Consider the following 22,015-nt stretch of genomic DNA (forward strand, 5'->3'; position numbering starts at 1 on the left):
TGAACGGCGGCGCGGTCAGATGCCGACGTAGTTCTCGGCGAAGTGGTCCTGGTGGCGGCGCGAGGTGCGCAGGCTCTCCAGCCGGGCCTGCTGGAGGGCGCGCAGGAAGACCGCCTCGTCGCCGTCGCCGGCGGGCCCGTGCAGGAGGCCGATCATCCAGTGCGAGAACTCCTGCGCGCGCCAGATCCTCGGCAGGCAGTCGGCGGAGTACCGGTCGAGCGGCCCGGTGTCGCCGCGCAGGCCGGCGACGAGCCCGGCGGCCAGGATCTCGGCCTCCATGACGGCGAGGTTGGCGCCCTTGGCCGCCGACGGGCTGATCAGGCTCGCGGCGTCGCCGACCAGGAACAGCGGGCCGTACCGGATCGGGTCCAGCACGTCGGACCCCATGTCGACCACCCGGCGCTCGATGATCGGGCCCTGCCGCAGCGGCCCGTGGCGGTCGGCGCGCATCCGGTGGTGCAGCTCCGCCCAGACGCGGTCGTCCGACCACGCCTGCGGGTCGTCGCCGCGCGGGCACTGCAGGTAGTAGCGGGTGACGTCGGGGGTGCGGGCCATGTGCCCGGCGAAGCCGTCCTCGTGCACCGCGTAGGCGACGGCGGCCATGCTCTGCGGGGCCTCGGCCAGCAGAGCAAGCCAGGAGACGCCGTGGTCGCGGCGGTAGCGGCGCACCGCACCCGCGGGCACGGCGGCGCGGGCGGTGCCGTGCCGCCCGTCGCAGCCGGCGACGAAGCGGCCGCGCAGCCGGGTGCTCCCGCCGCCCGGGGTGCGCACCGTGACCGTCGGCCGGTCGGTGTCGAGGCCCGTGATGCTCTCGGCCGGGGTGTCGAACCGCAGGTCGCCGCCGCGGGCCAGGAACGTGGCGACCAGGTCGCGGACGAGGTGCTGCTGCGGGTACACGGTGTGCACCTCGCCCCGGCCGAGGGCCGCGTAGTCGAGGTCGAACGCGCCCGCGGCGGTGCGGAAGGTGCAGGTGTGGTGCTGCCGCCCGTCCGCTGCCAGGCCGTCGGCGAGGCCGTGCCCGGTCAGCACCCGCACCGTGTGCGCGGCCAGGAAGCCCGCCCGCGCCCGCTGTTCGACGTGGGCCCGGCTCCGCCGCTCCACGACCACGCACTCGACGCCCGCCGCGAGCAGCAGATTGCCGAGCACGAGGCCGGCCGGCCCCGCCCCGACGACCACCACGGCCGTGCTCTCCTCGCCGTCCATCCCGTTCCGTCCCCCCGCTACCGCGCCGCACGGCGCATCCCCCGACACTGCTGACTTCCTATCAGGTGCCGCCCGGAATCCGGTAACCGGCGTCCACCGGACGGCCCGCACGTCCGCCGAACGGCCGGTTCGGTCACGCCCGGTCAACGGTCGAAGATCAGTGATCAATCCTCCGCGGCGGAGTTTTCACACCATGGGGTGACGCCGCGTCCTCCTGACGGATCAAGGCCCCCGGGACGATCTAGTGTTCCGGTCTGGGTGGCCCGGCCGATGCCGGGGACGCCGTCTTCCCTTCCCCGAAACACATCTGACGCCGCGCCATGCCCGGAAGGGCGGGCGGCGGCACCACACGAAGGAGAACCCTGCCGATGTCCGTGGACGCGAGCCCGGAGGCACCGCAGGTGCAGCAGCAGTCCAGCCTTGCCACGGCTGCCGCCCGAAATCTCGCCACGACGACCAAGTCCGCGCCGCAGATGCAGGAGATCACCTCCCGCTGGCTGCTGCGGGTGCTGCCCTGGGTGCAGACCTCGGGCGGAACCTACCGGGTGAACCGCCGCCTCACCTACACCGTCGGCGACGGCCGGATCGAGTTCGTCAAGACCGGCTCCCAGGTCCGGGTGATCCCCCGCGAGCTCGGCGAACTCGCCCTGCTGCGCGGCTACGACGACGTCGAGGTGCTGACCGCGCTGGCCGACCGCTGCGTGCAGCGCGACTTCGGCCCCGGCGAGGTGCTCGTCGAGCAGGGCGACCCGGCCGAGCACATCCACCTGGTCGCGCACGGCCGGATCAAGCAGATCGGCACCGGCCGGTACGGCGACTCCACCACGCTGGAGGTGCTGGGCGACGGCGACCGCTTCGGCGAGTCCGCCCTGCTCGACCCGGACGCCGCCTGGGAGTACACCGCCACCTCCACCACCGCGGGCACCCTGCTCACGCTCTCCCGCCGCGAGTTCGAGGCCGTCCTCGACGGCGCGCCGAGCCTGCAGGCCCACCTGCGGGAGTTCCTCTCGCTGCCGCACCAGCGGCAGAACGACCGCGGCGAGGCCGAGATCGCCATGTCGGCCGGCCACACCGGCGAGGTGCAGCTGCCCGGCGCCTTCGTCGACTACGAGCTGCGCCCCCGCGAGTACGAGCTGAGCGTCGCCCAGACCGTGCTCAAGGTGCACACCCGGGTCGCCGACCTCTACAACCAGCCGATGAACCAGATCGAGCAGCAGCTGCGCCTCACCATCGAGGCGCTGCGCGAGCGGCAGGAGTACGAGCTCGTCAACAACCCGGAGTTCGGCCTCCTCAACAACGCCGACTTCGCGCAGCGCGTCCAGACCCACTCGGGCCCGCCCACCCCGGACGACCTCGACGAGCTGCTCAGCCGCCGCCGCGACTCGGACTACTTCCTCGCCCACCCGCGGACCATCGCGGCCATCGGCCGCGAGCTCAACTCGCGCGGGCTCTACCCGGACCACGTCGACCTGCACGGCCACCAGGTGCCGGCCTGGCGCGGCGTGCCGATCCTGCCGTGCGACAAGATCCCGATCACCAAGGAGCGCACCAGCTCGATCCTGGTGATGCGCACCGGCGAGGACAACCAGGGCGTCATCGGCCTGCACCAGACCGGCATCCCGGACGAGTACCAGCCGAGCCTGTCGGTGCGGTTCATGGGCATCGACGAGAAGGCGCTGATCTCGTACCTGGTGACCGCCTACTACTCGGCGGCCATCCTCGTGCCGGACGCCGTCGGCGTGCTGGAGAACGTCCAGATCGCGAACGGCCGCAGCTGACCGGGTGGCGGCCGTAACCCGGCCGCCACGAACCGAGTTGACCTGGTGCCGGGCGGCCCCGTCGAGCCGCCCGGCACCAGCCCGTGCACCCTGCACACCCCGATCCCCCGACCCGGAAGGGCACGAAGGACACCATGCCGGAACCGTTCACGCCGACGGGCCGCCCCGCCCGCCTGGCCGGGGCCGTGCTGGGGGCGACCGCGGCCTGTGCGCTGCTGACCGGCGCCGCCGGCGTGCCCCACGGGCCGGCGGTCGAGGTCACCACCTGCACGTCCGCGGCGGTCGAGGTCTCGGACGCCGCCGTCGCGGTCGACACCGCGAGCGTGACCGACGTGCACGTCGAGGGCTTCCTCGACCTCCACACGGAGACCGTCACCGGCACCCGGGTCGACCTGCCGTACACCGGTCCGGGACACCCCGACCGCCCGGCGCACCCGACCCGGCCGCCGAAGCACCCCGCGCACCGGCCGCCGAAGCACCACAAGCCCCCGAAGCCGTGCCCGCCGCCGAAGCCGACCCCCTGCCCCACGCCGACCGCGACGCCCACCCCCACTCCCACCCCGACCCCGACGCCTCCGAGTCCCACTCCGACGCCTCCGGCCCCCACGCCGAAGCCGACGCCGAAACCGGTGCAGCCGGCCGTCGTCCCGCCTGCCGCTCCCCCGCCCGTTCCCCAGCCGAAACCTTCCTTCAGGCCCCCCGCCCCGGTCGTCACCCCCGAGGCTCCCCCGCCCCCGCCGGCCCCCGCGCCGACACCGCCGCCCCACCGGATCCGCATGCCGCTGTCGCCGCCCGCCGCCGCCCCGGTGCGACACCGCAGCACCTCGCCGGTGACCACGATGATGCTCGTCACCGTGCCCGCCGTCCTCGCCGCCGCGGCGTTCAAGGCCCGTGGCCGGGGTGGCCGCGGACGGTCCTGACCACCCCGGCGGCCGTACCCCGCCGGCCCCACCGACCGCCCCCGCCGGGGCGGCCGTCGTCTTGTGCTGAACAGGAGTTGACATGTCGGAGTGGCTCGCCCTGGCGATCGCCATGACGGCGGCCTGCCTGGTCGTCGTCGCCGTGGTGGTGCTGCGCCAGCGCCGGGTAAGCGAGGACGACGACCCGTCCGAGACCCCGGACGTCATCGAGTACATCACCATGATGATCGGCGTCGTGTACGCCATCGTGCTCGGCCTCGCCATCGCCGGCGTGTGGGAGACCCGCAGCGCCGCGCAGGACGAACTGCTCAACGAGGCCCAGGCGTTGCACGAGGTCAGCGCCCGCGCCGAGGTCTACCCCGCCGACTTCCGGGCGCGGGTCCGCGGCGACGTCGACGCCTACGTGTCGTTCGTCGTCGACACCGAGTGGTCGTACATGAAGGAGAAGGGCGAGATCTCGCCGCGCGGCACCGAACTGCTCAACCGGCTGCGGCAGGACGTCGCCTCGCGCACCCCGCAGTCCGACCTGGAGGCGCAGGCCTACCAGCCGGTCATGGACCGGATCGCGGCCGCGGACGAGTCGCGTACGGCCCGGGGGCAGAGCACCGGCCCGTCGATGCCGGGCGTCGTGTGGTTCGGGCTGATCGTGGGCGCCGTGGTCACCGTCGGCATGATGTTCGCGCTGCAGATCCGGCGCTCCGCCCGGGAGTTGATCCTGGCCGGCACGTTCAGTGCGCTGATCGCCTTCCTGCTGTTCCTCATCTGGGATTTCGACGATCCCTTCGGCCGGGGCATCTCGGTGACGACGCAGCCGTTCCTCGACCTCTTCCCGTCCGTGAACTGACCGCGTAACGACCGAGCGGCGACCGCGCGTGCCACGCGGAAGGGGCGGGACGGGTGACCCCGTCCCGCCCCTTCCGTGGTGCCGCCGTCAGTACGCCTTGGCGAGGACGTGCGCCGCGCCGGGGATGCCGATCTTCAGCAGCTCGTCCTCCTCCGGCGTGGTCGCGGTGCCGGTCTCCTGCTTGAGCACGGCCCGCGAGAGCGCCTGGACGAACATCGCACGCGGACGCCGGCGGGCCTCCCAGGCCTCCAGCGCGGCCGGCACCGAGTCGAAGCCGTCCAGCGACAGGGCCAGCACGAGGGCGTCCTCGACCGCCATCGCCGCACCCTGCGCGAGGTGCGGCGTCGACGCGTGCGCCGCGTCGCCGGCGAGCACGACCCGGCCGACGTGCCAGGGCTCGTCCACCGTGACCTGGGAGATCCGCGAGTAGACCACCGCGGACGGGTCCGTGACGTGGGTGAGCGCCTCGGCGACCGGGCCGGAGAACGCCGACAGCCGCTCGGCGAGCTCCTCGTGGGCCCGCGCCGGGTCCGGGCGGAAGTCCTCCGCCTCGGCGAACACCGAGCCCAGGTACATGTCGTCGGGGGTGATCGGCGTGAGCAGCGCCTTCGCCGCCTGGTTGCCGGTGCTCATCACGACGCCCTGCACGTCGCCCTGGCGGGGCACGGTGACCCGCCAGTTGGCGAAGCCGGTGTACTCGGGGACGTAGCGGTCGCCGTACAGCCGCTTGCGCAGCGGGGAGCCGATGCCGTCGAAGCCGACGACGAGGTCCCAGCGGCCGGTGCTGCCGTCGGAGAGGGTGACGTCGACGCCCTCGCCGTCGTCGGTGAGGTCGGCGATCGTCGTGCCGAAGCGGATCACCGCACCGGCCTCGGTGGCGGCCCGGCCGAGCACGGCGGCGAGCGCCGGCCGCGGGATGCCGTTGTTGGCGGGCGCCCCGTCCATCCGCGGCTGCGGGATCTTCGCCAGGACGGCGCCGGTGGGGTCGCAGATGGTGAGCACCTCCCACTCGAAGCCCTCGGCGAGGCAGGCGTCGAGCACGCCGATCTCGCGCATGACGTGCAGGGCGTTCGAGGGCTGGATGATGCCGACGCCGAGGGCGTCCAGCTCGTCGCGGAGCTCGGCGACCTCCACGGTGTGGCCGCGGTGGGCGAGCGCGACGGCGAGGCTGAGGCCGCCGATGCCGCCGCCGTGGACGAGGACGCGCAGGGGTGTTGCCATGTCAGGTCTCTCCGGGGGTTCTGGTGGCGGCCGGGCAGCGGCCGGCCGCGTGGAGCAGGAGACGGTGCGGGGGGAGGAGCAGTCCGGTCGGCCGGTCAGCCGGCGACGGGCAGCGCCATCAGGTGGTCGACCAGGGAGAGCAGCACATCGCGGTTGAAGGACCGCTCGCGGACGTCGCCCACCAGCATCGGCACGTGCGGGTCGAGGTCGAGGGCGGCCCTGATCTCGGCGGGGGTGCGGGTGTTGTGGCCGTGGAAGCAGTTGATCGCGACGACGAACGGGATGCCGCGGCTCTCGAAGAAGTCGATGGAGGCGAAGCTCGTCTCCAGGCGCCGGGTGTCGGCGATGACCACGCCGCCGAGCGCGCCGTTGACCAGGTCGTTCCACATGAACCAGAACCGCTCCTGGCCGGGCGTGCCGAAGAGGTACACCACCAGCTCGGGGCTGACGGTGATGCGGCCGAAGTCCAGTGCCACCGTGGTGGTGTCCTTCTGGCCGACCCCGGCGAGGTCGTCCACGCCGACGCTGGCCGTCGTGAGGTACTCCTCGGTGCGCAGCGGCGCCACCTCGCTGACCGCGCCGACCATGGTGGTCTTGCCGACGCCGAAGCCGCCGGCGATCAGGATCTTGACGGCGGCGGCGCCCGCCTGGGTGTTCGTCATCTCAGAGCCTCCTCAGTCCCTCACGTACGGCGGCCAGCAGGCCGCGGTCGGCGCCGCCCGCGGCCCGGGCCACCGAGAGCGGGGCCCGGGCCGTCAGGAGGCCCTGCGCGACGAGGTCGCCGAGCAGGATCTTGGTCACGGAGACCGGCAGGTTCAGGTCGGCGGCGACCTCGGCCACGGCCGCGGGGTGGCGGCAGCGGTCGACGATCATCCGGTGCTCCGGCTGGAGCCGGCCGGGCCGCACCGGGGCGCCGTACGCGTCGACCGGCTCCTGCACGGTGGTGAGCAGGGTGATGAGGGTGAAGTCGTCGCGCTCCGGGGCGGTGCGGCCCCGGGTGATCGTGTACGGGCGGACCATGCTGTCCGCGCCGTCGTCGTCGCCCTCCTCGTCCCAGTACGGGTTCACCCGCGCTGCCCGCCACGGCTGCCGAAGGCGTCGAAGTCGCCGCGCATCGGGCTGGTGAGCTTCTGGCCGACCTGCTGCACGAGGTTGTGCATGGCGAGCGACATGACCTCGGCGTCGACCTCCTGCGAGGCGACGACGGCCAGGTGGGTGCCCTGGCCGGCGGCGATGATGAACAGCCACAGGTCGGCGAGCTCGACGATCACCTGGTGCACGGGGCCGCCCGCGAAGAGCTGGCCCACGCCGCGCGCCAGGCTCTGCTGGCCGGTGGCGACGGCCGCCAGTCGTTCGGCGTCGGAGCGGTCGATCGTGCGGGAGTGGCTCACCACGAGGCCGTCGTCGGAGAGCAGGACGGCGTTTCTCGTACCGGCCACGGAGTCCACCAGGCCGTCGAGCAGCCAGTCGAGGTCCTGGTGGGTGGCGATTGTGCGCGTCATGACCGGTCTTCTCTCGTCGGGATGGGAGGGGTGTTCCAGGTGTCGCCGGCGTGCTGTGCGTCGCCGTGGCCGTCCGTGCCGGGCTGCGACGCGGTGGGCGCGTCGCCGGTACGGGCGGCCCGGGACCGCCGCTGGAACGCACCGATCGCCGCTCCGGCCCGTCGGGGGGCCGGCCGGAACAGCGGGTTCTCGTCCCAGCGCGGCGGCGCGGGCGCCGCGGGGGTGTCGTTCGGGTTGACGCGGAGCTCGTCCACCAGGCTGGCCTGGCGGACGCGCCGCGGCAGCGGGGGCTCGCCGCCGCCCGCACCGGCCGGCGGGCCGGAGAAGTGCGGGTCGACCGGCACCGGCGGGTGCAGCTGGGCCGGGGCGGGCGGCTGCGCGGGCCAGGAGGCCGCGGTGACCGGCTCCGGGCGGTAGGGCTCGGGCAGGCCGTAGGAGGCCTGCGGAGCCGGGTAGTTGACGTCGTGCTGCACCGCCGCCAGGAACGGGTCGTGCGCCGCCTGCGGGGCGTGCTCGCCGGGGAAGGCGGCCTCCGCGGGCGCGTACGGGCTCTCGGCGGGGGCGTACGGGTCCTCGATCGGCACGTACGGTCCCTCCTGCACCGGGTGGGGTTCCGGTGCGCCCGGCATCAGCGCGGGTGCGGCGGACGGGCCGCCGGACTGCGCCGCGGTGACTCCGGCGAGTGCGCGGCCGCGGGAGCGGACCGGCAGGCCCTCGCCCTGGACCTGCGGCACGACCACCGGGCGGGCGGTCGGGTCGGACACGAGGAGGTCGTCGGGCACGAGCACGACGACCCGGGTGCCGCCGAACGCGGACTGCCGGAACTCGACCCGCAGGCCGTTCTGGTCGGCCAGCCGGGCGACGACGTAGAAGCCGAGGCGGATGTCGTCGCCGCGGGCGAGCACGTCCGCGCGCGGCGGACGGGTCATCAGCTCGTTGGCCTCGTCGATCTGCTCCTCGTCCATGCCGAGGCCGCGGTCCTCGACCTCGATCGCGACGCCGCGGCTGACCCGTCCGGCCCTCACCTCGACCGGGTTCGGCGGACGGGAGAAGCTGAGCGCGTTCTCGATCAGCTCGGCGATGACGTGCGCGACCGGGCCGACGGCCCGCTCGGAGAGCCAGGGGCTGCCGTCGAGGTCGATGACGACCCGGCGGTAGTCCTGCACCTCGCCCTGCGCGGCGCGCATGACGTCGAGCAGCGGGACGGGCTTGCGCCAGCGCCGGTGCGGGGTGCCGCCGGCCAGGATGACGAGGTTCTCCTCGTAGCGGCGCAGGCGTGCGGTGAGGTGGTCGAGGTCGAAGAGCCCTTCCAGGATCTCCGGGTCCTCGTGGCGGCGCTCCAGCTCGTCGAGCTTCTTGAGCTGCTGGCCGATGAGGAGCTGGGTACGGCGGGCGATCCGCTGCAGGAGGCGTTCGAAGCCGCGGTGCTGCTCGGCCTGCGCGACGGCGGCCTCCAGCACGCTGGTGCGGGCGAGGTTGAACGCCTGCCCGAGCTTGGCGAGTTCGTCGTCCGTCCGGGCCCACGGGTCGCGCTCGATCGCCTTGGCCTGCGCCTCGACGTCGATCTGCTCGCCGCGGCCGAGGCGTTCGACGACCTCGGGCAGCGTGGTCTGCAGTTCCTGCGCCTGCCCCTGGAGCCGGCCGATCCGGCGGCGCAGGGTGCGGGTCAGGCGCCAGGAGGTGAGGACGACCAGGACGACGGCGAGCAGGCCGACGACCGTGGTGAGGCCGAGCCGGATCGCGAGCGAGATGATGCTGCCCTGGCCTTCGTCGACGACGAGGCTGGTGCGGTGCTCCAGCAGCTCGACCAGCCGGGGGTTGGTCCTGTCGAGGGAGGCCCGCCAGACGCCCTGGTCGGTGTCGAGGGCGATCATGCCCGTGCGGTCCGGCTCGACGGGCTTCAGCAGGGCCTGCTCGGCCGTGGACTTGTCCTGCCACTCCTTGCTGCCCGCGATGACCTTCCACATCGCCGCCTCGGACTCGGGCAGGTAGGGGGCGATCTTGGTCTGGAACTGGAAGGTCTGCTCCGAGATGGCCTGCCGCAGCTGCTGCATGTCCTCGACGGAGAGCTTGCCGGTGGGCCAGCCCCGGGCGAGCAGTGCGTCGGAGCGGGAGATCATCTCCTTGGCCCAGAACATGTCGACCAGCGGCTGGGAGATCGTGGTGATGCGGCCGTTGTCGACGTGGCTCAGCGAGGAGAAGAGCCGGAGGTCGACGGCGATGAGGTCGGTGTAGTAGCGGTAGACCGTGGCCTGTTGCTCGCTGCCGCCGGTGTCGACCAGAGCCCGCTGGGCGGGCAGCTGGTTGATCGCCTGACGGGCCTCCAGGACGGCCTCGCGGACCTCCGTCGGGGCGTCGTCGGCGGTGACGCCGGAGAGCGACTGGAAGACCCGGATCGCGTCGTCCGTCTTCGTCCGCTGGGTGCGGAGCGCGGAGCTGACGCCGCTGTGGGTGGCGAGGACGTCGGCGCTGAGGCGCCGCTCCTCCTGCAGGTTGTAGTAGACGATGTTGGACGGCTGGCCGGCCTTCTGCGCGAGCAGGCCCTGGGCGGCCTGGCGCTGGAAGTCGAGCAGGAGCTGTCCGCTGGTGACCGCCCAGAGGGCGGCCAGCGCCACTCCGGGAACGATCGCCAGCACGAGCAGGGTCGCGCGGAGCGACAGCCGGCCCGTGATGATCCGCCGAGACGCGCGCGTGCGCAGGGCATTCTCCTTGGAGATGACGCCAGTCGTTCGGAACTGGTCGAATCTGATAAGGACTTGACGGATGGATATTAGCCATACCGTATAACGGTAGTGAAAACTCGCCCGCCACGGACCGCCGGATCGGCGGCCTCCTGAGCCCCGAACACCCGCCCCGATCAGGCACGATGGGCCACAGGTCGACCCAACGCCCCACCTGACGGCGGTCCTTCAAACTCGGCCCGACCCGCGGGATCCCGAACTGCGTTCAGGGACAGCGGGAGTGGGCCGACCGCCCCACCGGACACCGCGGAGATCCACCGACGGACCGCCCGGAGGGCGCCTCGGAGTGTACCCCTCCACATGACGGGCACTGAAGTGGTCCTGACAGAATTCATCGGACCGTCAACCAGCGTCATCGCCCGGAAATCATCACGGGTAATCAACTCCGGGCGCAAAACGGAAGGAAAACGCCCAGGTCACGGCCGCACAACGGAAGGTGCGGGAGGGTCCGGCCGGCCCGCCGGGACGGGGCCTCCCGGTCGGCGGACGCTCCGTCACCACCGGCCCGGGTGCCACACCGGGACGACCGTACGGAACGGCCGACGGTGACCGCCGCGGGCCCACCGATCGGGGACGCACGGCTCCCCTGCGGCCGTGGCGACGGCCGGTCACCCCGGGCTCCGAAGGCGGACCCGGCCAGCCGGATCCGTTCGAACACGGCGTCGAACTCCGGGCCGGGCGCGGAAGGCCGCCACCCCGCCGCGGGACGGCGCCGCGGCCGGCCACCGCCACCGGAGGCCGGCCTCAGGGGTCAGTCCGGAGCCTGGGTGTAGACCACCCTGGCCCGGGCCAGCGGGGTACGGACGCCGCCGCGGGTGTCGTCGACGGTCACCCACGCCCGGTAGGCCCAGATCACCACGTGCTCGGCGGAGTCCGGCGGCCGGGGCGGCTGCACCACGCAGTGCTCGGCGGCCAGGAGCCCGCGGTCCCGCACCGCCGTGTAGCTGCTGCCCGGCGCCGGGATGCCGACGTGCAGCCGCCCGGTGCCCTCCGCCGCCGCCGACTGCTCGGCGAAGCCGCCGTCCAGCAGCTCCGTCCAGGCCGGGCACGGGCCGGGACCGACGACCAGCAGCCGTCCGTGGCCGTCGGCGGTGACCGGCACGAGCTCCCGCAGCCTGCGGTCCAGCAGGTTGAGCGCGAGCACCCGGTCGTCGTCGGTGGCGGCCTCGCCGACCGCCGCCGCCGCGGTCAGGACGTCCCGCCGGTAGGCCGGCAGGTCCGCACCGGGGTCGAACCGGGACACCGGTCCGGGCCCCGGCCCGGCGGGGTCGATCCGGCCCAGCCCCTCGGCGTGCCGGGCGAGCGCGAGCAGGCCGCCCACCGCCCGGAGCAGCCCGGGCCGCCGGCCCGCGAGCAGTTCCTCCACCGCCGCGTCGGGCTGCTCGGCCCCCGCGGCGACGAGGTCGCCGTACTGCTCCCACGGCACCGTCCTCCCGGCCTTCCCCGGCTGCCGCGAGCCGGCCACCGCGGCCACCGCCGGCGACGGCGGCACGGGCACGGGGGCCGCGGCAGGGGCAACCGCCGGCACGGGTGCGGGGTCCGGCACGGAGTCCGGAGCAGCCACGGCTGCGGGCACGGGGGCCGGTGCGGGCGCGCGCAGCGCCAGGGCGCGCCCGTCGACGTCGGCGAGCAGCCGGAGGGCGTCGACGACCGCGGCGGCGGTGGCGGGTTCGGCCGGGCCGGTGGGGCCGGAGGCCAGGTCGTGGACGGCGGCGCGCAGCGCGTTCCAGGCCGCCGCGAGGCCGGGCCGGGCCGCGGGGTCGGCGAGGAGGCGGGCGAGGGACTGCCGGGGGTCGTCGGGCATCAGTGGTCTCCTGTGAAGGGGTCCCAGTCGTCGTTCCAGTCGGTGATGCCCGGGTCCATGGCGGTGCGCAGGACGTGGCCGGGCAGGCGCTCCATCTCGGCGAGCGTGCGGGCCGGGAGGTGGGCGGGGAAGCCGCGGTGCAGGCGGAGCCGTCCCCGGCCGTCGAGCAGCGCCCAGACCGGGACGGGCCCGACCGGGGTGTGCGGTGCGCCGGCCGTCAGGGGCACGGTGAGCGTGCCGAGCGCGACCGGCCCCTCGCCGGCGTCGGCCCAGAACTCGTAGGAGTCGGGCAGCAGGTGGTCGGGGCCGACGGTCGGCAGTGGCAGCGCGGAGACGGCCCCGGCGGCCTCCACCCCGCCCGGGGTGGCGAAACCGCGGCCGGCGGTGTTCGGCCCGTCGGTGACGAAGTCGTACGTCAGCGCGGAGCGGGCCGGGCAGGTGGGGAACACCTCGGCGGCCGGGCCGGGCTCGCCGGCCGGGCGCACGCCGATCCGCGGCACCCGGACGAGCCGCCCGTGCTCGAAGCAGCCCGCGAGGTCCGGCACCGCGGCGAGCTCCAGCGGACGGCTGTCGAGGTCGCCGCCGATCAGGTGCTGCGCCAGCTCCTCCGCGTGGAAGGGCTGGAGCCGGGGTCTGACGCCGTGCCGGTCGCCGCGGCAGAGCAGCAGGGACGGGATCAGCTCCTGGTCGAGCTCGATCTGGAACCAGACGTCGTCGGGCGGCGCGGCGGCGTCCGGGCTGCCGTGCGCGAGGTAGCGGTACCGGCCCCACTCCATCGAGCGGTCGCGGCCCATGATGCGGTGCAGGTCGATGGAGGGGATGAGCCGCTGCCAGCCGGTGCGGACGAAGTACCGGCCGGCCGCGTCGCAGCGGTCGATCGGGGTGCCCGCGGCGAGCAGCGGCATCGGCAGCCCGCGGTTGGTCGCGAGGCCGAACCCGCTGGGCAGGGTGAGCAGCAGGTTCTCCACCCGCATGTCGAGGCGGTCGACGCCCAGGCTGCGGTGCCGGTCGTTCTCCTCGCGGTAGTCGAGGGTGCCGCGGGCCCACGAGGCGCCGAGCACGGCCGCCTGCTTGGCGTACGGGCCGGCGGTGATCAGCTGGGCCGGATCCCAGGCGACGGGCCGCAGGCCGTCGCCGCGTCCGGACAGCTCGCGCACGAGCTGCCGCCCGATGATCCGGCGGACCTGCGGCATGCCGGTGGTGCGGCCCGAGAGCGCGATGAGGTCGATCCGGTCCTCGTACCCGCGGCCGAGGCACTGGCGGGCGAGGTCGGCGGCCATCCGGACGGCGGTGTCGACGACCGGCCGGACGATCGCCTCGAAGCCCTCCGCGGGCAGGGCGACGCTGCCCGGCAGCACCTCGACGTCCTTGCGCCACACGCACCCGGTGGGCAGCTCGGCGGCGAACAGCTTGCCGAACGCGCCGTCGTGCTCCCCCGCGAACCTGTCCTGCTTGGTGTACTCGGCGAGGTACCAGAGCGCCTCGAACTCACGGGTGCTGCGCTGCGCCGACCGTGGCCCGTCACCGGGATCGCCGCCGCGTGGGGTGTGCGTGGGCAGCAGGGTGCGCAGCGCCGCCCGGACGTGCGCGGGCACGGGATCGGGCCGGCGGGAGGCGAGCACCTGCGGGGCGAGGTCCGTCCAGGGCTCGGTGGCGGCCGCGGCGACGGCGGCGCTCAGGCCCTTCGCGGCCGCCGTGCCCTGCCGGGCGCGGGCCGCGGCCACCAGCGCGTCGGCGAGCGCGGCCTTCGCCCAGTGGAAGATCCGCAGGGTGATGAGGTCGCCGCCGAGCTGGGGGTGGCCGGTGCTGCCGAGCACCCGGGGGCGCAGCAGGTAGCGGCGGCCGGCGATGCGGACGCCCTCGTGGTCGTCGCCCTCGGCGGGCGCCTCCCGGCCGGTGTGGTCCTCCAGGTCGACGGCGAGCAGGGCGATGTCGGTGGTGCCCCCGCCGATGTCGAGCACCAGCATGACCTGCCGCCAGGTCGGCAGCTCGGCGCCGGGCAGCGGGGCCGCCCGGGAGCGGAACTCCGCGAGGCCGGCCTCCAGGTCGCCGCCGAAGCCCTTGAGCAGGAAGTACAGCGCGGCCGCGGTGGCCTCGTCGAAGCGGATGTCGACGTCGTTCGCGCTGCGCAGTCCGAGCGCGTCGCGGACGAGGTGCTGGAGGCGGGTGCGGGCGGTGGGCGGCGTGCTGACCGGGTAGGTGACGACGGTCTGCTCGACCGGCAGCCCGGTGAGGGCCTTCTCCTCCTCGGTGGCGGTGCCGCGCTCGACGGCCTTCAGCAGCGAACGCTCGGCCCGCCGCTGGAGGTCGTGGTAGGCCTGCCCGACCAGGGTGTCGGTGTCGGCCCCCCAGCCGGCCGGCAGCGCGGCCCCGGAGAGTCCGGGGAACGGCTGCGGGCGCAGCAGCCAGCGCTTGAGGCCGGGCACCGGCAGGCGTCCGCCGGCCTCCGGCCCGGAGACCGCGCCCGCCCGGTCGACCAGGACGGACTTCCGGACGTCCTTCGGGTCGACGGCGAGCAGGCTGCGGATCTCCGGCCGGTCCCAGGTCTGGTTGACGGCCAGCAGCAGCATCCGGAGGCTGCGCAGGGCGTCCTCGGCGTACGCGTCGTCGTGGATGCGGTGGATCCTCAGCGCCAGGTCGTCGCGCTGCTCGACGGCCTCCTCGACGGCCAGGGTGACGGCCTGCCGGAGGGCGGTGAGGCCGTCGGCGTCGGCCAGGCCGGTGCCCGGGACGCCGGTGCCCGTGGCGGGGTCGAGCAGCGCCGCGAGGGCGGCGGGGCCGTCGGGCGGGTCGGGCAGCCGCTCCTGGAGGCGGTTCTCCAGCAGTTCCCAGGTGCGCTCGACGATCGCCGGGCCCGCCGTGCCGAGGACGGGGTCGGTGAGCAGGGCGGCGAGCCCGGCGAGCAGCACGGCCTCCTGCGCGGGGTCGACGGGGCGGCCGGTCAGCCGGCGGTTGGTGAACAGCGCGAGGGTCGAGGAGTAGGAGCCGAGGTCCATCGTGAGCGGGTGGAGCGCGCCGGCCCCGGACGGCCACGGCGCCCGGAGCGGCTCGCGGGCGGGGCCGGTCCCGGGGGCGTCCGGGGGCTCGGGGGCGGGGGGCGGCTGGCGGTCGTCGGTCATCGGGGGTCCTCCTCTTCCGGGCCTGGGGCGGGCCATGACGGGTCGTCGAGCAGGGTGGCGAGGTCGGCGGCGGGGTCCGGTCCCCCGGCGCCGGGACCGGCCGGGCCGTGCGCGGAGGTCATCCGGTCCAGTTCGGCGGCGCTCGGCAGGACGGCCTCGATCTGGGCCAGCCGCCGGGTCAGGTCGGCGGTGAGCGCGGCGAGCAGGCCGTGCAGGCGCCGGCAGGCGTCGTGGTGGAGCCCGCGGACGAGGTCGCGGCGGAGCCTGAGCAGGCGCTCCAGGTCGGTGCGGACGAGCTCCTCGGCGGTCTGGCCGGCGAGCCGCGGCGCAAGGACGGGATGCCACGGCAGGGCCTGGGCGGGTGCCAGCGGGTAGCGGGGCTGCTGGGCGGCGCCGGGCGGGCGGGCCGCGATCCGGGCCATCCGGTCGGCGGCGAGGCCGGGGTCGACGAGCCGGGAGATCAGCCGGAGGCGGTGCTCGGCGGAGGCGGGCGGCTCCACGGCGGCGAACCGCGCCGCGAGCAGCCGCCGGTCGGCGGCGAACCGTTCGGCGGCCCTGGCGAGGGCGCCGCCGGGAATGTGCGCGGCCCGGCCCCATGCGGTGAGGGCCTCGTCGAGGAGCTCGCGCGTCGCGGTGTCGAGGGTGGCGACGGCGTCGTCGTAGAGTCCGCGGACGTCCTCGGTGGTGAGGGCGGGACGCGGGGGCTCGGCGGCCGCTCCGGCGGGCCCGTCCCAGTCGTCGTCGCCCTCGTCGTCCCAGCCGCCGTACGGGCCGGGCGCGGCCTGCTGCCCGGCGGACCCGACGACGATGCGGCCCCCGGCGGCGTGACGCAGGGTGTCCGTCCAGATCTCCGCGCGGTGCACCTCGCGGGCCGCCCGGTCGAGGAGTTCCTCCTCCAGGGTGCTGCCGGCCCCGGTGCGGGTCTGGGCGAGCAGCGGGAGGGCGTCGAGGCGGTGGCCGAGGTCGGTGGCGGCCGCGCGCAGCGCCGTGCGCAGGGCGGTCAGGGCGGCGCGCTCCTCGGGGGCGGCCGTGGGAGCGGTGGCCGCGGGGGCGACGAGCCGGGCGACGCCGGCCAGGGCGGTGTGCAGGGCCCGTGCGGCGGCGCGGAGTTCGCCCTGCCAGACGCGCAGGCCGTCGCCGCGCATGTGGGTGCCGATGAGGGTGCGCAGCCCGTCCACGCCGCCGTCCTCGCAGTAGCGGCCGAGGGCGGCCGTCACGGGGTGGTGCGGGTCGCCGAGGGCGAGCTGCCGCCGGACGGCGTCCCAGGCGTCGAGGTTCTCGGCGGCGCGGCGCTGGTCGGCGGCGCTGGTCTCGCCCCAGGGCGCCTGCTTGCGGACGGCGGTCGCGGCGAGCGCCGACGTCAGGGCGACCCGGTCGTGGCGGTGGCGGGTGAGCAGGCCGGCGGTGCGGTGCAGGGCGGCGAAGGTCTCGTGCACCGGCGAGGCGGCGTACTCGGCGACCGTGGCCGGGACGGGGTGCGGCAGCGGCACGAGGTCGAAGCGGTTGGCGGCGACCAGCACCGAGTCGGCGAGACCGGTCCGCAGGAAGCGCCCCTGCTCCAGCATGCTGTGGAAGGCCGCGACGTGGTCGTTGGCGGCGCGCTCGGCCTGCAGCACGATCAGGACGGCACTCGCCCGGGGCAGTTCGCGTTCCACGAGGAACCGGTCGCGGCAGGAGCCGGAGTCGAGCCCCGGGAAGTCGGCAAGCTCGACGGTGAGGCCGCCGAGGTCCCAGACGTCCTGCGGGAGGCGCACGTCGAGGGTGATCTGGCGGATCAGCGGGAAGGTGTCGCGCAGCCCGGCGGCGTCGAGGGCGGCGTCCGGCGGGAGCGGCAGCACCGGGCGGGGCGGCGGCACCTCGCGCGGGAGGGAGCGGCTGTCGCCGATCTCGACGGCGGCGCGCAGCAGCCCGGCGCTGATCGCGACCGGCGGCCCGAGCGGGGTGCGGGGCAGCAGGTGGGCACCGACGGCGAGCGCGTCGCGCAGCTGGAGCAGCTCGTGGCCCCACTGCCGGAGTTCGATGTTGTCGGAGTGCCAGACCTGGCGGCAGAACGCCTCGACCGGCGCCCAGTCGGAGCGGGCCGGGTCGGCGACGTCGACCGGCCGGTGGCCGTCGAGGGCGGAGACGTCGTACCCGAGGCCGCGGCGGCGCACGGAGTCCACGATGCCGTCCAGGACGAAACCGGCGAGGTCCGCGACGGCCTCCGCGGAGAGGTACGACACCGAGACCGCCCCGAGCCCCGGGGCGCCGCCGGGCGGGGCGGGGTGCAGGCGCAGCACGGTGAGGTTGCCGGTGGTCTGCACCTTGGAGACGGCGAGCAGGCCGGGGAGGCGGGTGAGCAGGCAGAGCAGGAGGGTCTTGCCCGCGGCGTAGCTGCCCGCGAGGGCGAGCGACGGGTGGCGCTGTGCGGCGGCGTGCAGCAGCCGGGCGGCGGCCCGGGCGCGGGCCTCGGCGCGCTGCCGCTGCGGGCCGCCGGGCGGGAGGGCGATCAGCGCGGCGAGGGCGCGCTCGGCCAGGCTGCGGAGCGCGGCCCTCTCCTCGTGGTACTGGTCCATGGGCTCCCCTCGGGACGGGTGCGGGTGCGGGTGCGGGTGCGAGTACGGGTACGGCACGGCGGGTGCGGCGGGACGGGCGGGGCGCGGCGCCGTACGGGTCAGGGCCCGGGGCGGCCGAGGTGGTCGGTGCGGTGCTCGCGGAAGCGCTCGTCGCGGGCCCGGGCGAGGTCGGCGGCGAGGCGGGTGCGGCGCAGCTTCTGGTCGACCGCGAGGTCGATCGCGTGGACGGCGGCCGCGAACTCGACGCGGTCGGCGTAGCGGACGAGTTCGGCCTGCTCGCGGCGGCGCCGGTGGTGCAGGGTCTTCCCGCCGAGCGCCTTGAGGACGAGCGGCAGGACGTCGACGAGGAGGAGGAGCCCGCGGATCAGCCAGGGCAGCCAGCGCACCGTGGGGTCGTGCCGGTTCTCCTGGCGGAAGGTCCGCAGGGCGTGCTCGCGGGCCAGCCAGCCGTCCGCGCCGGCCTTCGCGGGGGTGGCGGCCTCGACGGCTCGGTACTCGGGCGAGCCGGGGGTGCGCAGGGCGGTGACGGTGGCCTGGTCGGCGCGGTTCTTCGCCCGGAGGTCGGCGTTGTCGCGGTCGCGCCGCTCCGCGGCGGCCTGCCGGTCGGCGAGGGCGGCCGTGACCTTCCGGCGCTCGGCCTCGGCGAGCGCGCCGTAGCCGGGGCGGCCTGGGTTGTTGATCTCCTGGTAGTAACGGGTGTTGGCGTCGGTGTAGGTGCGGGCGGCGGCGTCGGCGAGCGCGTCGTTGTCGGCCATCTGCCGCTCGCGCCGGGCGACGGCGTCCTGCAGGGCGGTCGCGGAGGCGTCGACCTTGCCGGCGGTCTCGGCTCGGTGGGCGGTGCCGGCGTCGCGGGCGAGCACCTGGCGGATCTCCGGCTCGAAGACGACCAGGCAGACCGACTCGCCGATGAGGACGGCGACGAGGAGGGCGAGCGCGATGCGCAGCGGGTAGGTGATCCAGGAGTTGAGCCGTCCGCGCCCGGTGCGGGAGGGCGGCACCGGGTGGTCGTCGGCGGCGCCGGCGGCGGCCGCGGTGACGAGGTCGGCCCGGCGGTCGACGCCGCTCAGGTCGCCGTAGTCGGTCTCGGCGAGGACGGCCCGGTCGATGCAGAAGACCAGGACGCCCCAGGCGAGCGCGACGGGCACCGTCCACGGCCGCTGCCCGCCGGCGACCAGTGTCATCAGCACGGCGGCGGAGGCCGCGGCCATCGACGCCACCAGCACCATGAGGGTGCCGACGGCGGCGGCCCGGGTCCGCTCGGACCGGGTGAGCAGGTGGCCGGGGTCGGTGGCGGCGGCCCAGCGCAGGAAGCGGGTGCCGGCGCGGGGCGGCCGGGCCTCCGGTTCGGCGCCGCGCACCTCGGCCCAGGCGCCGTCGTCCGCGGCTCCGGCCGCCGTCGCTGCGGCGGGGCCGCCGGGGGCGAAGGCGTCCGCTGACATGTGGTCCTCCCCTCCGGGCTGTGGCGGTCCCAGTCTGGGAGGCGGGGACGGACCGGCGTCAGTCCTCCTTTGGGGGAGGCAGAGGGCCTCCGAAGGGTGCGGCGGCGGCGCGTTCGGCGGCCCGGCGGGCGAGTTCGGCCAGGGCGGTGCCCGCGGGCGGGCCGTCCTGCCCGGGGGTGCAGACCAGCCGGGCGACGACGAGGCCGGCGAGCAGCACGCGGGCGGCGGCGGTGTCGGGGGCGCCGAGCTCCCGGCGGATCCGGTCGACGGCGCGGCGCGCCTGCCCGGGGCGGGCGAAGAGCCACCGCAGGTCGTCGACCCGGTGCAGGTCCGCGTCGCCGGGAGCCGCCCAGACGGCGGCGCCGGCCGCGACGACGCCGGTGAGCGGCGGCGAGAGGGCGGGCGGGCGACGGTCCCCGGGGGCGCAGATCCGGTGCAGCGGCGGGGGCACGTCGTCCCGGTCGAGGAACAGCGCGAGGAACTCCCCCGGCACCGGGGCGGGTTGTCGGGCGCGCAGGCTCCACGGCGCCACGGCCTTCCTCCTCCCGTCCAGGAACGGGCGCCGATCGTCCCGCACCGCCGACCGGGGCGGGAAGTCCCCGTTTCGGGGAGGGCGTCGCGGGGTCCGGGCCGGTCCGGCCGCGGCCCGCGGGGTCAGCCGTCGGTGCGGTGCCCGTCGAGCTCCTCGGCCCAGCGGCGGGCGGCCTCGCGGGGGGTGATCGAGGGGAGGACGCCGGTGCGGGTCTGCACGTACTTGTCGCGGATGCTCTCCAGGTGGGTCTTGAGGGTGGACTCGCCGATGTGGAGCTCGGCGGCGGCGTCCCGGGAGCGGCTGCCGCGGCGGCCGACCAGCTCGATGATCTGGTACTCGCGGGCGGACGGCAGGACCATCCGGCGACGGCGCCGTCCGGCGTCGAGGATCCGGGTGAGCAGGGCGCTGCCGCCGCCCGGGGGGAGTCCTGCGCGGCGCTCGTACTCGTCGAGGGCGTCGCCCTGGGCGAGGGCGCGGAGCAGGTCGGTCTCGGGGCGGCCGATCTCCTGCCGGGCGAGGGGGCGCAGGCCGCTGTCGCGGAGCAGCCGGCCGGCCAGGGCCGGGTCGATCCAGTGGCCGCCGTTGGCGACGGTCGTGACGGCACGGCAGAAGACCTGCGGGTCCTCCGACTTGGGGACGAATCCGCGGGCCCCGGCGGCGAGCGAGTCGAGCTGGGCGTCGGCGGTGGCCAGGTGGGAGAAGGCGATGACCAGGCAGCCGAGCGAAGCGACGAACTCGACGGCGTCGCGGCCCTGCCGGCAGTCGGCGGGGAACTCGAGGTCGCACAGCACGACGTCGGGCCGCAGGGCGCCGAGCTCCTCGGTGCTGCCGACGGCGGCGAGCTGGCGGAAGCCCGCGGCGCTGAACGAGGTGAGCAGGCCGGTGCGGAAGGCGGGGTGGTCGTCCACCACGCCGAGACTGATCCGGGCCGGGGTCAGCATGCGCGCTCCTCCGTCTCCCCGCCCGCAGGGCGGTCCCACTCCCACAGGATCTTGGTGCCCCGGCCGGTCCGGGAGTCGAGGGTGACCCGGCCGCCGTGGTGCTCGATGGTGCGCAGGCTCCGGCCGAGGCCGCCGCCGGCCCGGACGGCCGCGGGGTCGAAGCCCCGGCCGCGGTCCTGGACGCTGACGACGAGGCCGTCCGGTCCGGACTCGGCGAACAGCACGACCGCCTGGCCGTCCCGTCCGGCGTGCGCGACGGCGTTGTTGAGGGCCTCGACGACCGCGCCCTCCAGGGCGTTGACGATGTCGGGCGGCGGCTCGTCGACCACGATGACGGTCTCGACGACGATCATGCCGCGGAGGGTGAACTGCTCGACCACCCCGCGCAGGGCGGCCTCCAGGCCGTGCGTCTCGCCGGAGCGCGGGTCCTCCAGCCACCGCCGGGCGCGCGCCACCGTCCAGCGGGCCCAGCGCACCTCGGCCTCGCCGACCTCGCGGCCGGACGCCATGTGGTTGACGACGGGCAGCATGATGTCGTGGATGGCGCTGTGCAGCTGGTCGCGGTGGCGGGCGTCCCGGTCGCGCTGCTGCTGGTCGGCGCTGTCCCGGCGGCGCTTCTCGGCCTCCTCCTGGGCCTCGGTGGTGGCGTCGGCGAGGTGGCGCCAGGTCGCGGCGATACGGCGGCCGACGGCGTACCAGAGCGCGAAGCCGAGGAGGTCGGAGGCGAGTTTCAGCCGGGCGTCGGGCAGGACGGCGAGCGTCCAGGACGCCATCAGTGCGGCGACGGCGGCCAGGCCGAGCGGGCGGCCGACCCGGGAGATCCCGATGACGGCGGCCGCGCCGAGGCTGAAGGGCACGAGCTCGGTCATGACGACGTTGCGGAGCTCCGGTGCCGCGGCCCGCGAGCCCGCGTACATCAGCAGCACGCAGAACGCGGCGTCGACGAGCACGGTGCGGCGGTCGAGCGGGCCGGGGGCGGCGGCGGCCCGGCGGTCGAACCAGAGGGCCTCGCCGATCGCGGCGGCCGCGGCGGCGGCCGCGACCCAGGGGTGGGCGAGCTGGGCCCAGCCCAGCAGCGGCAGCAGCATGAAGGCCGAGGTGCCGACGCGGATCAGGCGCATCATGCGCTTGATCCGGTCCTCGGTGCCGTCGGTCACGGTGCCTCGGTCACGCACCGGGAGCACCCACGACGCCGTCCAACCACCGCGCAAGCCGCCCCCCAGCGTCCAGCTTCCTCCCGGGCGACCAGCATGGCACAGAACCTGATCGCAAGACGGGATCAGGACGACAACTCCCTTGCACGAACGTCAAGTTGACGGTGTACGCGCGAGACTCGGAAGGCCGGTGCGGTCGGATCCGGGCGGACCCGGACCACATCCCGACCAGGTCCGGTCGGACCCGGTCGGGACCGGTCGG

At 75.5% G+C, this 22,015-nt stretch carries 16 protein-coding genes; 3 read left to right on the top strand and 13 right to left on the bottom strand.

Annotated elements, in window-relative coordinates; translation table 11 throughout:
• Positions 1–15 precede the first annotated feature (15 nt).
• On the bottom strand, positions 16–1,203 hold the full coding sequence (locus tag OG335_RS11035) for a 4-hydroxybenzoate 3-monooxygenase (RefSeq protein ID WP_405010899.1): 1,188 nt from the start codon (positions 1,201–1,203) through the stop codon (positions 16–18).
• A gap of 368 nt (positions 1,204–1,571) precedes the next feature.
• Here OG335_RS11035 and OG335_RS11040 point away from each other — a divergent pair, with 368 nt between their 5' ends.
• The 3 genes from OG335_RS11040 (at position 1,572) to OG335_RS11050 (ending at position 4,745) form a co-directional block, all read left to right on the top strand.
• Complete coding sequence (locus OG335_RS11040) at positions 1,572–2,981, top strand: family 2B encapsulin nanocompartment shell protein (RefSeq protein ID WP_405010900.1); 1,410 nt, start codon at positions 1,572–1,574, stop codon at positions 2,979–2,981.
• A gap of 134 nt (positions 2,982–3,115) precedes the next feature.
• Positions 3,116–3,901, top strand: coding sequence for a hypothetical protein (locus tag OG335_RS11045; protein WP_405010901.1), 786 nt, complete (start codon positions 3,116–3,118; stop codon positions 3,899–3,901).
• Between the two features lie 82 nt (positions 3,902–3,983).
• Positions 3,984–4,745 carry a hypothetical protein gene (locus OG335_RS11050; RefSeq protein ID WP_405010902.1) on the top strand — a complete coding sequence of 254 codons (762 nt, stop codon included), beginning with the start codon at positions 3,984–3,986 and terminating at the stop codon, positions 4,743–4,745.
• 87 nt (positions 4,746–4,832) lie between these two features.
• Here OG335_RS11050 and OG335_RS11055 read toward each other — a convergent pair whose 3' ends face one another.
• From OG335_RS11055 to OG335_RS11110, 12 genes are all read right to left on the bottom strand, one after another.
• Positions 4,833–5,966, bottom strand: a complete 1,134-nt coding sequence (locus OG335_RS11055) for an FAD-dependent monooxygenase (RefSeq protein WP_405010903.1) — start codon at positions 5,964–5,966, stop codon at positions 4,833–4,835.
• Between the two features lie 95 nt (positions 5,967–6,061).
• A complete protein-coding gene (locus OG335_RS11060; RefSeq protein ID WP_405010904.1) occupies positions 6,062–6,628 on the bottom strand; it encodes a GTP-binding protein in 567 nt (188 codons plus the stop codon).
• A gap of 1 nt (position 6,629) precedes the next feature.
• Complete coding sequence (locus tag OG335_RS11065) at positions 6,630–6,986, bottom strand: DUF742 domain-containing protein (RefSeq protein WP_405015357.1); 357 nt, start codon at positions 6,984–6,986, stop codon at positions 6,630–6,632.
• Positions 6,987–7,030: 44 nt separating this feature from the next.
• Positions 7,031–7,468 carry a roadblock/LC7 domain-containing protein gene (locus OG335_RS11070; RefSeq protein ID WP_405010905.1) on the bottom strand — a complete coding sequence of 146 codons (438 nt, stop codon included), beginning with the start codon at positions 7,466–7,468 and terminating at the stop codon, positions 7,031–7,033.
• The gene (locus tag OG335_RS11075; protein WP_405010906.1) at positions 7,465–10,083 is read right to left on the bottom strand and encodes a nitrate- and nitrite sensing domain-containing protein; all 2,619 of its coding nucleotides are present in this window, start codon (positions 10,081–10,083) and stop codon (positions 7,465–7,467) included. The genes OG335_RS11070 and OG335_RS11075 overlap by 4 nt, the downstream gene beginning before the upstream one ends.
• An 877-nt stretch (positions 10,084–10,960) precedes the next feature.
• Positions 10,961–12,013, bottom strand: coding sequence for a hypothetical protein (locus OG335_RS11080; protein WP_405010907.1), 1,053 nt, complete (start codon positions 12,011–12,013; stop codon positions 10,961–10,963).
• Positions 12,013–15,132: a hypothetical protein gene (locus OG335_RS11085; RefSeq protein WP_405010908.1), complete on the bottom strand. Its 3,120-nt coding sequence runs from the start codon at positions 15,130–15,132 to the stop codon at positions 12,013–12,015. The genes OG335_RS11080 and OG335_RS11085 overlap by 1 nt, the downstream gene beginning before the upstream one ends.
• Positions 15,129–17,687 (bottom strand): hypothetical protein, encoded by a 2,559-nt coding sequence (locus OG335_RS11090; protein WP_405010909.1) that lies wholly within the window; start codon positions 17,685–17,687, stop codon positions 15,129–15,131. Before OG335_RS11090 ends, OG335_RS11085 begins: the two co-directional genes overlap by 4 nt.
• A 98-nt stretch (positions 17,688–17,785) precedes the next feature.
• Entirely contained in the window at positions 17,786–19,126 is a 1,341-nt protein-coding gene (locus OG335_RS11095; protein WP_405010910.1) for a DUF4407 domain-containing protein, read from the bottom strand.
• Positions 19,127–19,184: 58 nt separating this feature from the next.
• Positions 19,185–19,658 carry a hypothetical protein gene (locus tag OG335_RS11100; protein ID WP_405010911.1) on the bottom strand — a complete coding sequence of 158 codons (474 nt, stop codon included), beginning with the start codon at positions 19,656–19,658 and terminating at the stop codon, positions 19,185–19,187.
• 122 nt (positions 19,659–19,780) lie between these two features.
• On the bottom strand, positions 19,781–20,599 hold the full coding sequence (locus OG335_RS11105; protein WP_405010912.1) for a response regulator: 819 nt from the start codon (positions 20,597–20,599) through the stop codon (positions 19,781–19,783).
• Positions 20,593–21,756 carry a sensor histidine kinase gene (locus OG335_RS11110; protein ID WP_405010913.1) on the bottom strand — a complete coding sequence of 388 codons (1,164 nt, stop codon included), beginning with the start codon at positions 21,754–21,756 and terminating at the stop codon, positions 20,593–20,595. The genes OG335_RS11105 and OG335_RS11110 overlap by 7 nt, the downstream gene beginning before the upstream one ends.
• Positions 21,757–22,015: the final 259 nt, after the last annotated feature.

Origin of the sequence: Kitasatospora sp. NBC_01539 (assembly GCF_045040525.1) — a bacterium.
Classification (GTDB): domain Bacteria; phylum Actinomycetota; class Actinomycetes; order Streptomycetales; family Streptomycetaceae; genus Kitasatospora.

Excerpts from the sequence above, each read along its gene's own strand:
- OG335_RS11040 (WP_405010900.1), top strand. The coding sequence starts at position 1,572 with ATGTCCGTGGACGCGAGCCCGGAGGCACCGCAGGTGCAGCAGCAGTCC.
- OG335_RS11080 (WP_405010907.1), bottom strand. The coding sequence starts at position 12,013 with ATGCCCGACGACCCCCGGCAGTCCCTCGCCCGCCTCCTCGCCGACCCC.
- OG335_RS11050 (WP_405010902.1), top strand. The coding sequence starts at position 3,984 with ATGTCGGAGTGGCTCGCCCTGGCGATCGCCATGACGGCGGCCTGCCTG.
- OG335_RS11085 (WP_405010908.1), bottom strand. The coding sequence starts at position 15,132 with ATGACCGACGACCGCCAGCCGCCCCCCGCCCCCGAGCCCCCGGACGCC.
- OG335_RS11105 (WP_405010912.1), bottom strand. The coding sequence starts at position 20,599 with ATGCTGACCCCGGCCCGGATCAGTCTCGGCGTGGTGGACGACCACCCC.
- OG335_RS11060 (WP_405010904.1), bottom strand. The coding sequence starts at position 6,628 with ATGACGAACACCCAGGCGGGCGCCGCCGCCGTCAAGATCCTGATCGCC.
- OG335_RS11095 (WP_405010910.1), bottom strand. The coding sequence starts at position 19,126 with ATGTCAGCGGACGCCTTCGCCCCCGGCGGCCCCGCCGCAGCGACGGCG.
- OG335_RS11035 (WP_405010899.1), bottom strand. The coding sequence starts at position 1,203 with ATGGACGGCGAGGAGAGCACGGCCGTGGTGGTCGTCGGGGCGGGGCCG.
- OG335_RS11090 (WP_405010909.1), bottom strand. The coding sequence starts at position 17,687 with ATGGACCAGTACCACGAGGAGAGGGCCGCGCTCCGCAGCCTGGCCGAG.
- OG335_RS11055 (WP_405010903.1), bottom strand. The coding sequence starts at position 5,966 with ATGGCAACACCCCTGCGCGTCCTCGTCCACGGCGGCGGCATCGGCGGC.
- OG335_RS11070 (WP_405010905.1), bottom strand. The coding sequence starts at position 7,468 with ATGACGCGCACAATCGCCACCCACCAGGACCTCGACTGGCTGCTCGAC.
- OG335_RS11065 (WP_405015357.1), bottom strand. The coding sequence starts at position 6,986 with ATGGTCCGCCCGTACACGATCACCCGGGGCCGCACCGCCCCGGAGCGC.
- OG335_RS11045 (WP_405010901.1), top strand. The coding sequence starts at position 3,116 with ATGCCGGAACCGTTCACGCCGACGGGCCGCCCCGCCCGCCTGGCCGGG.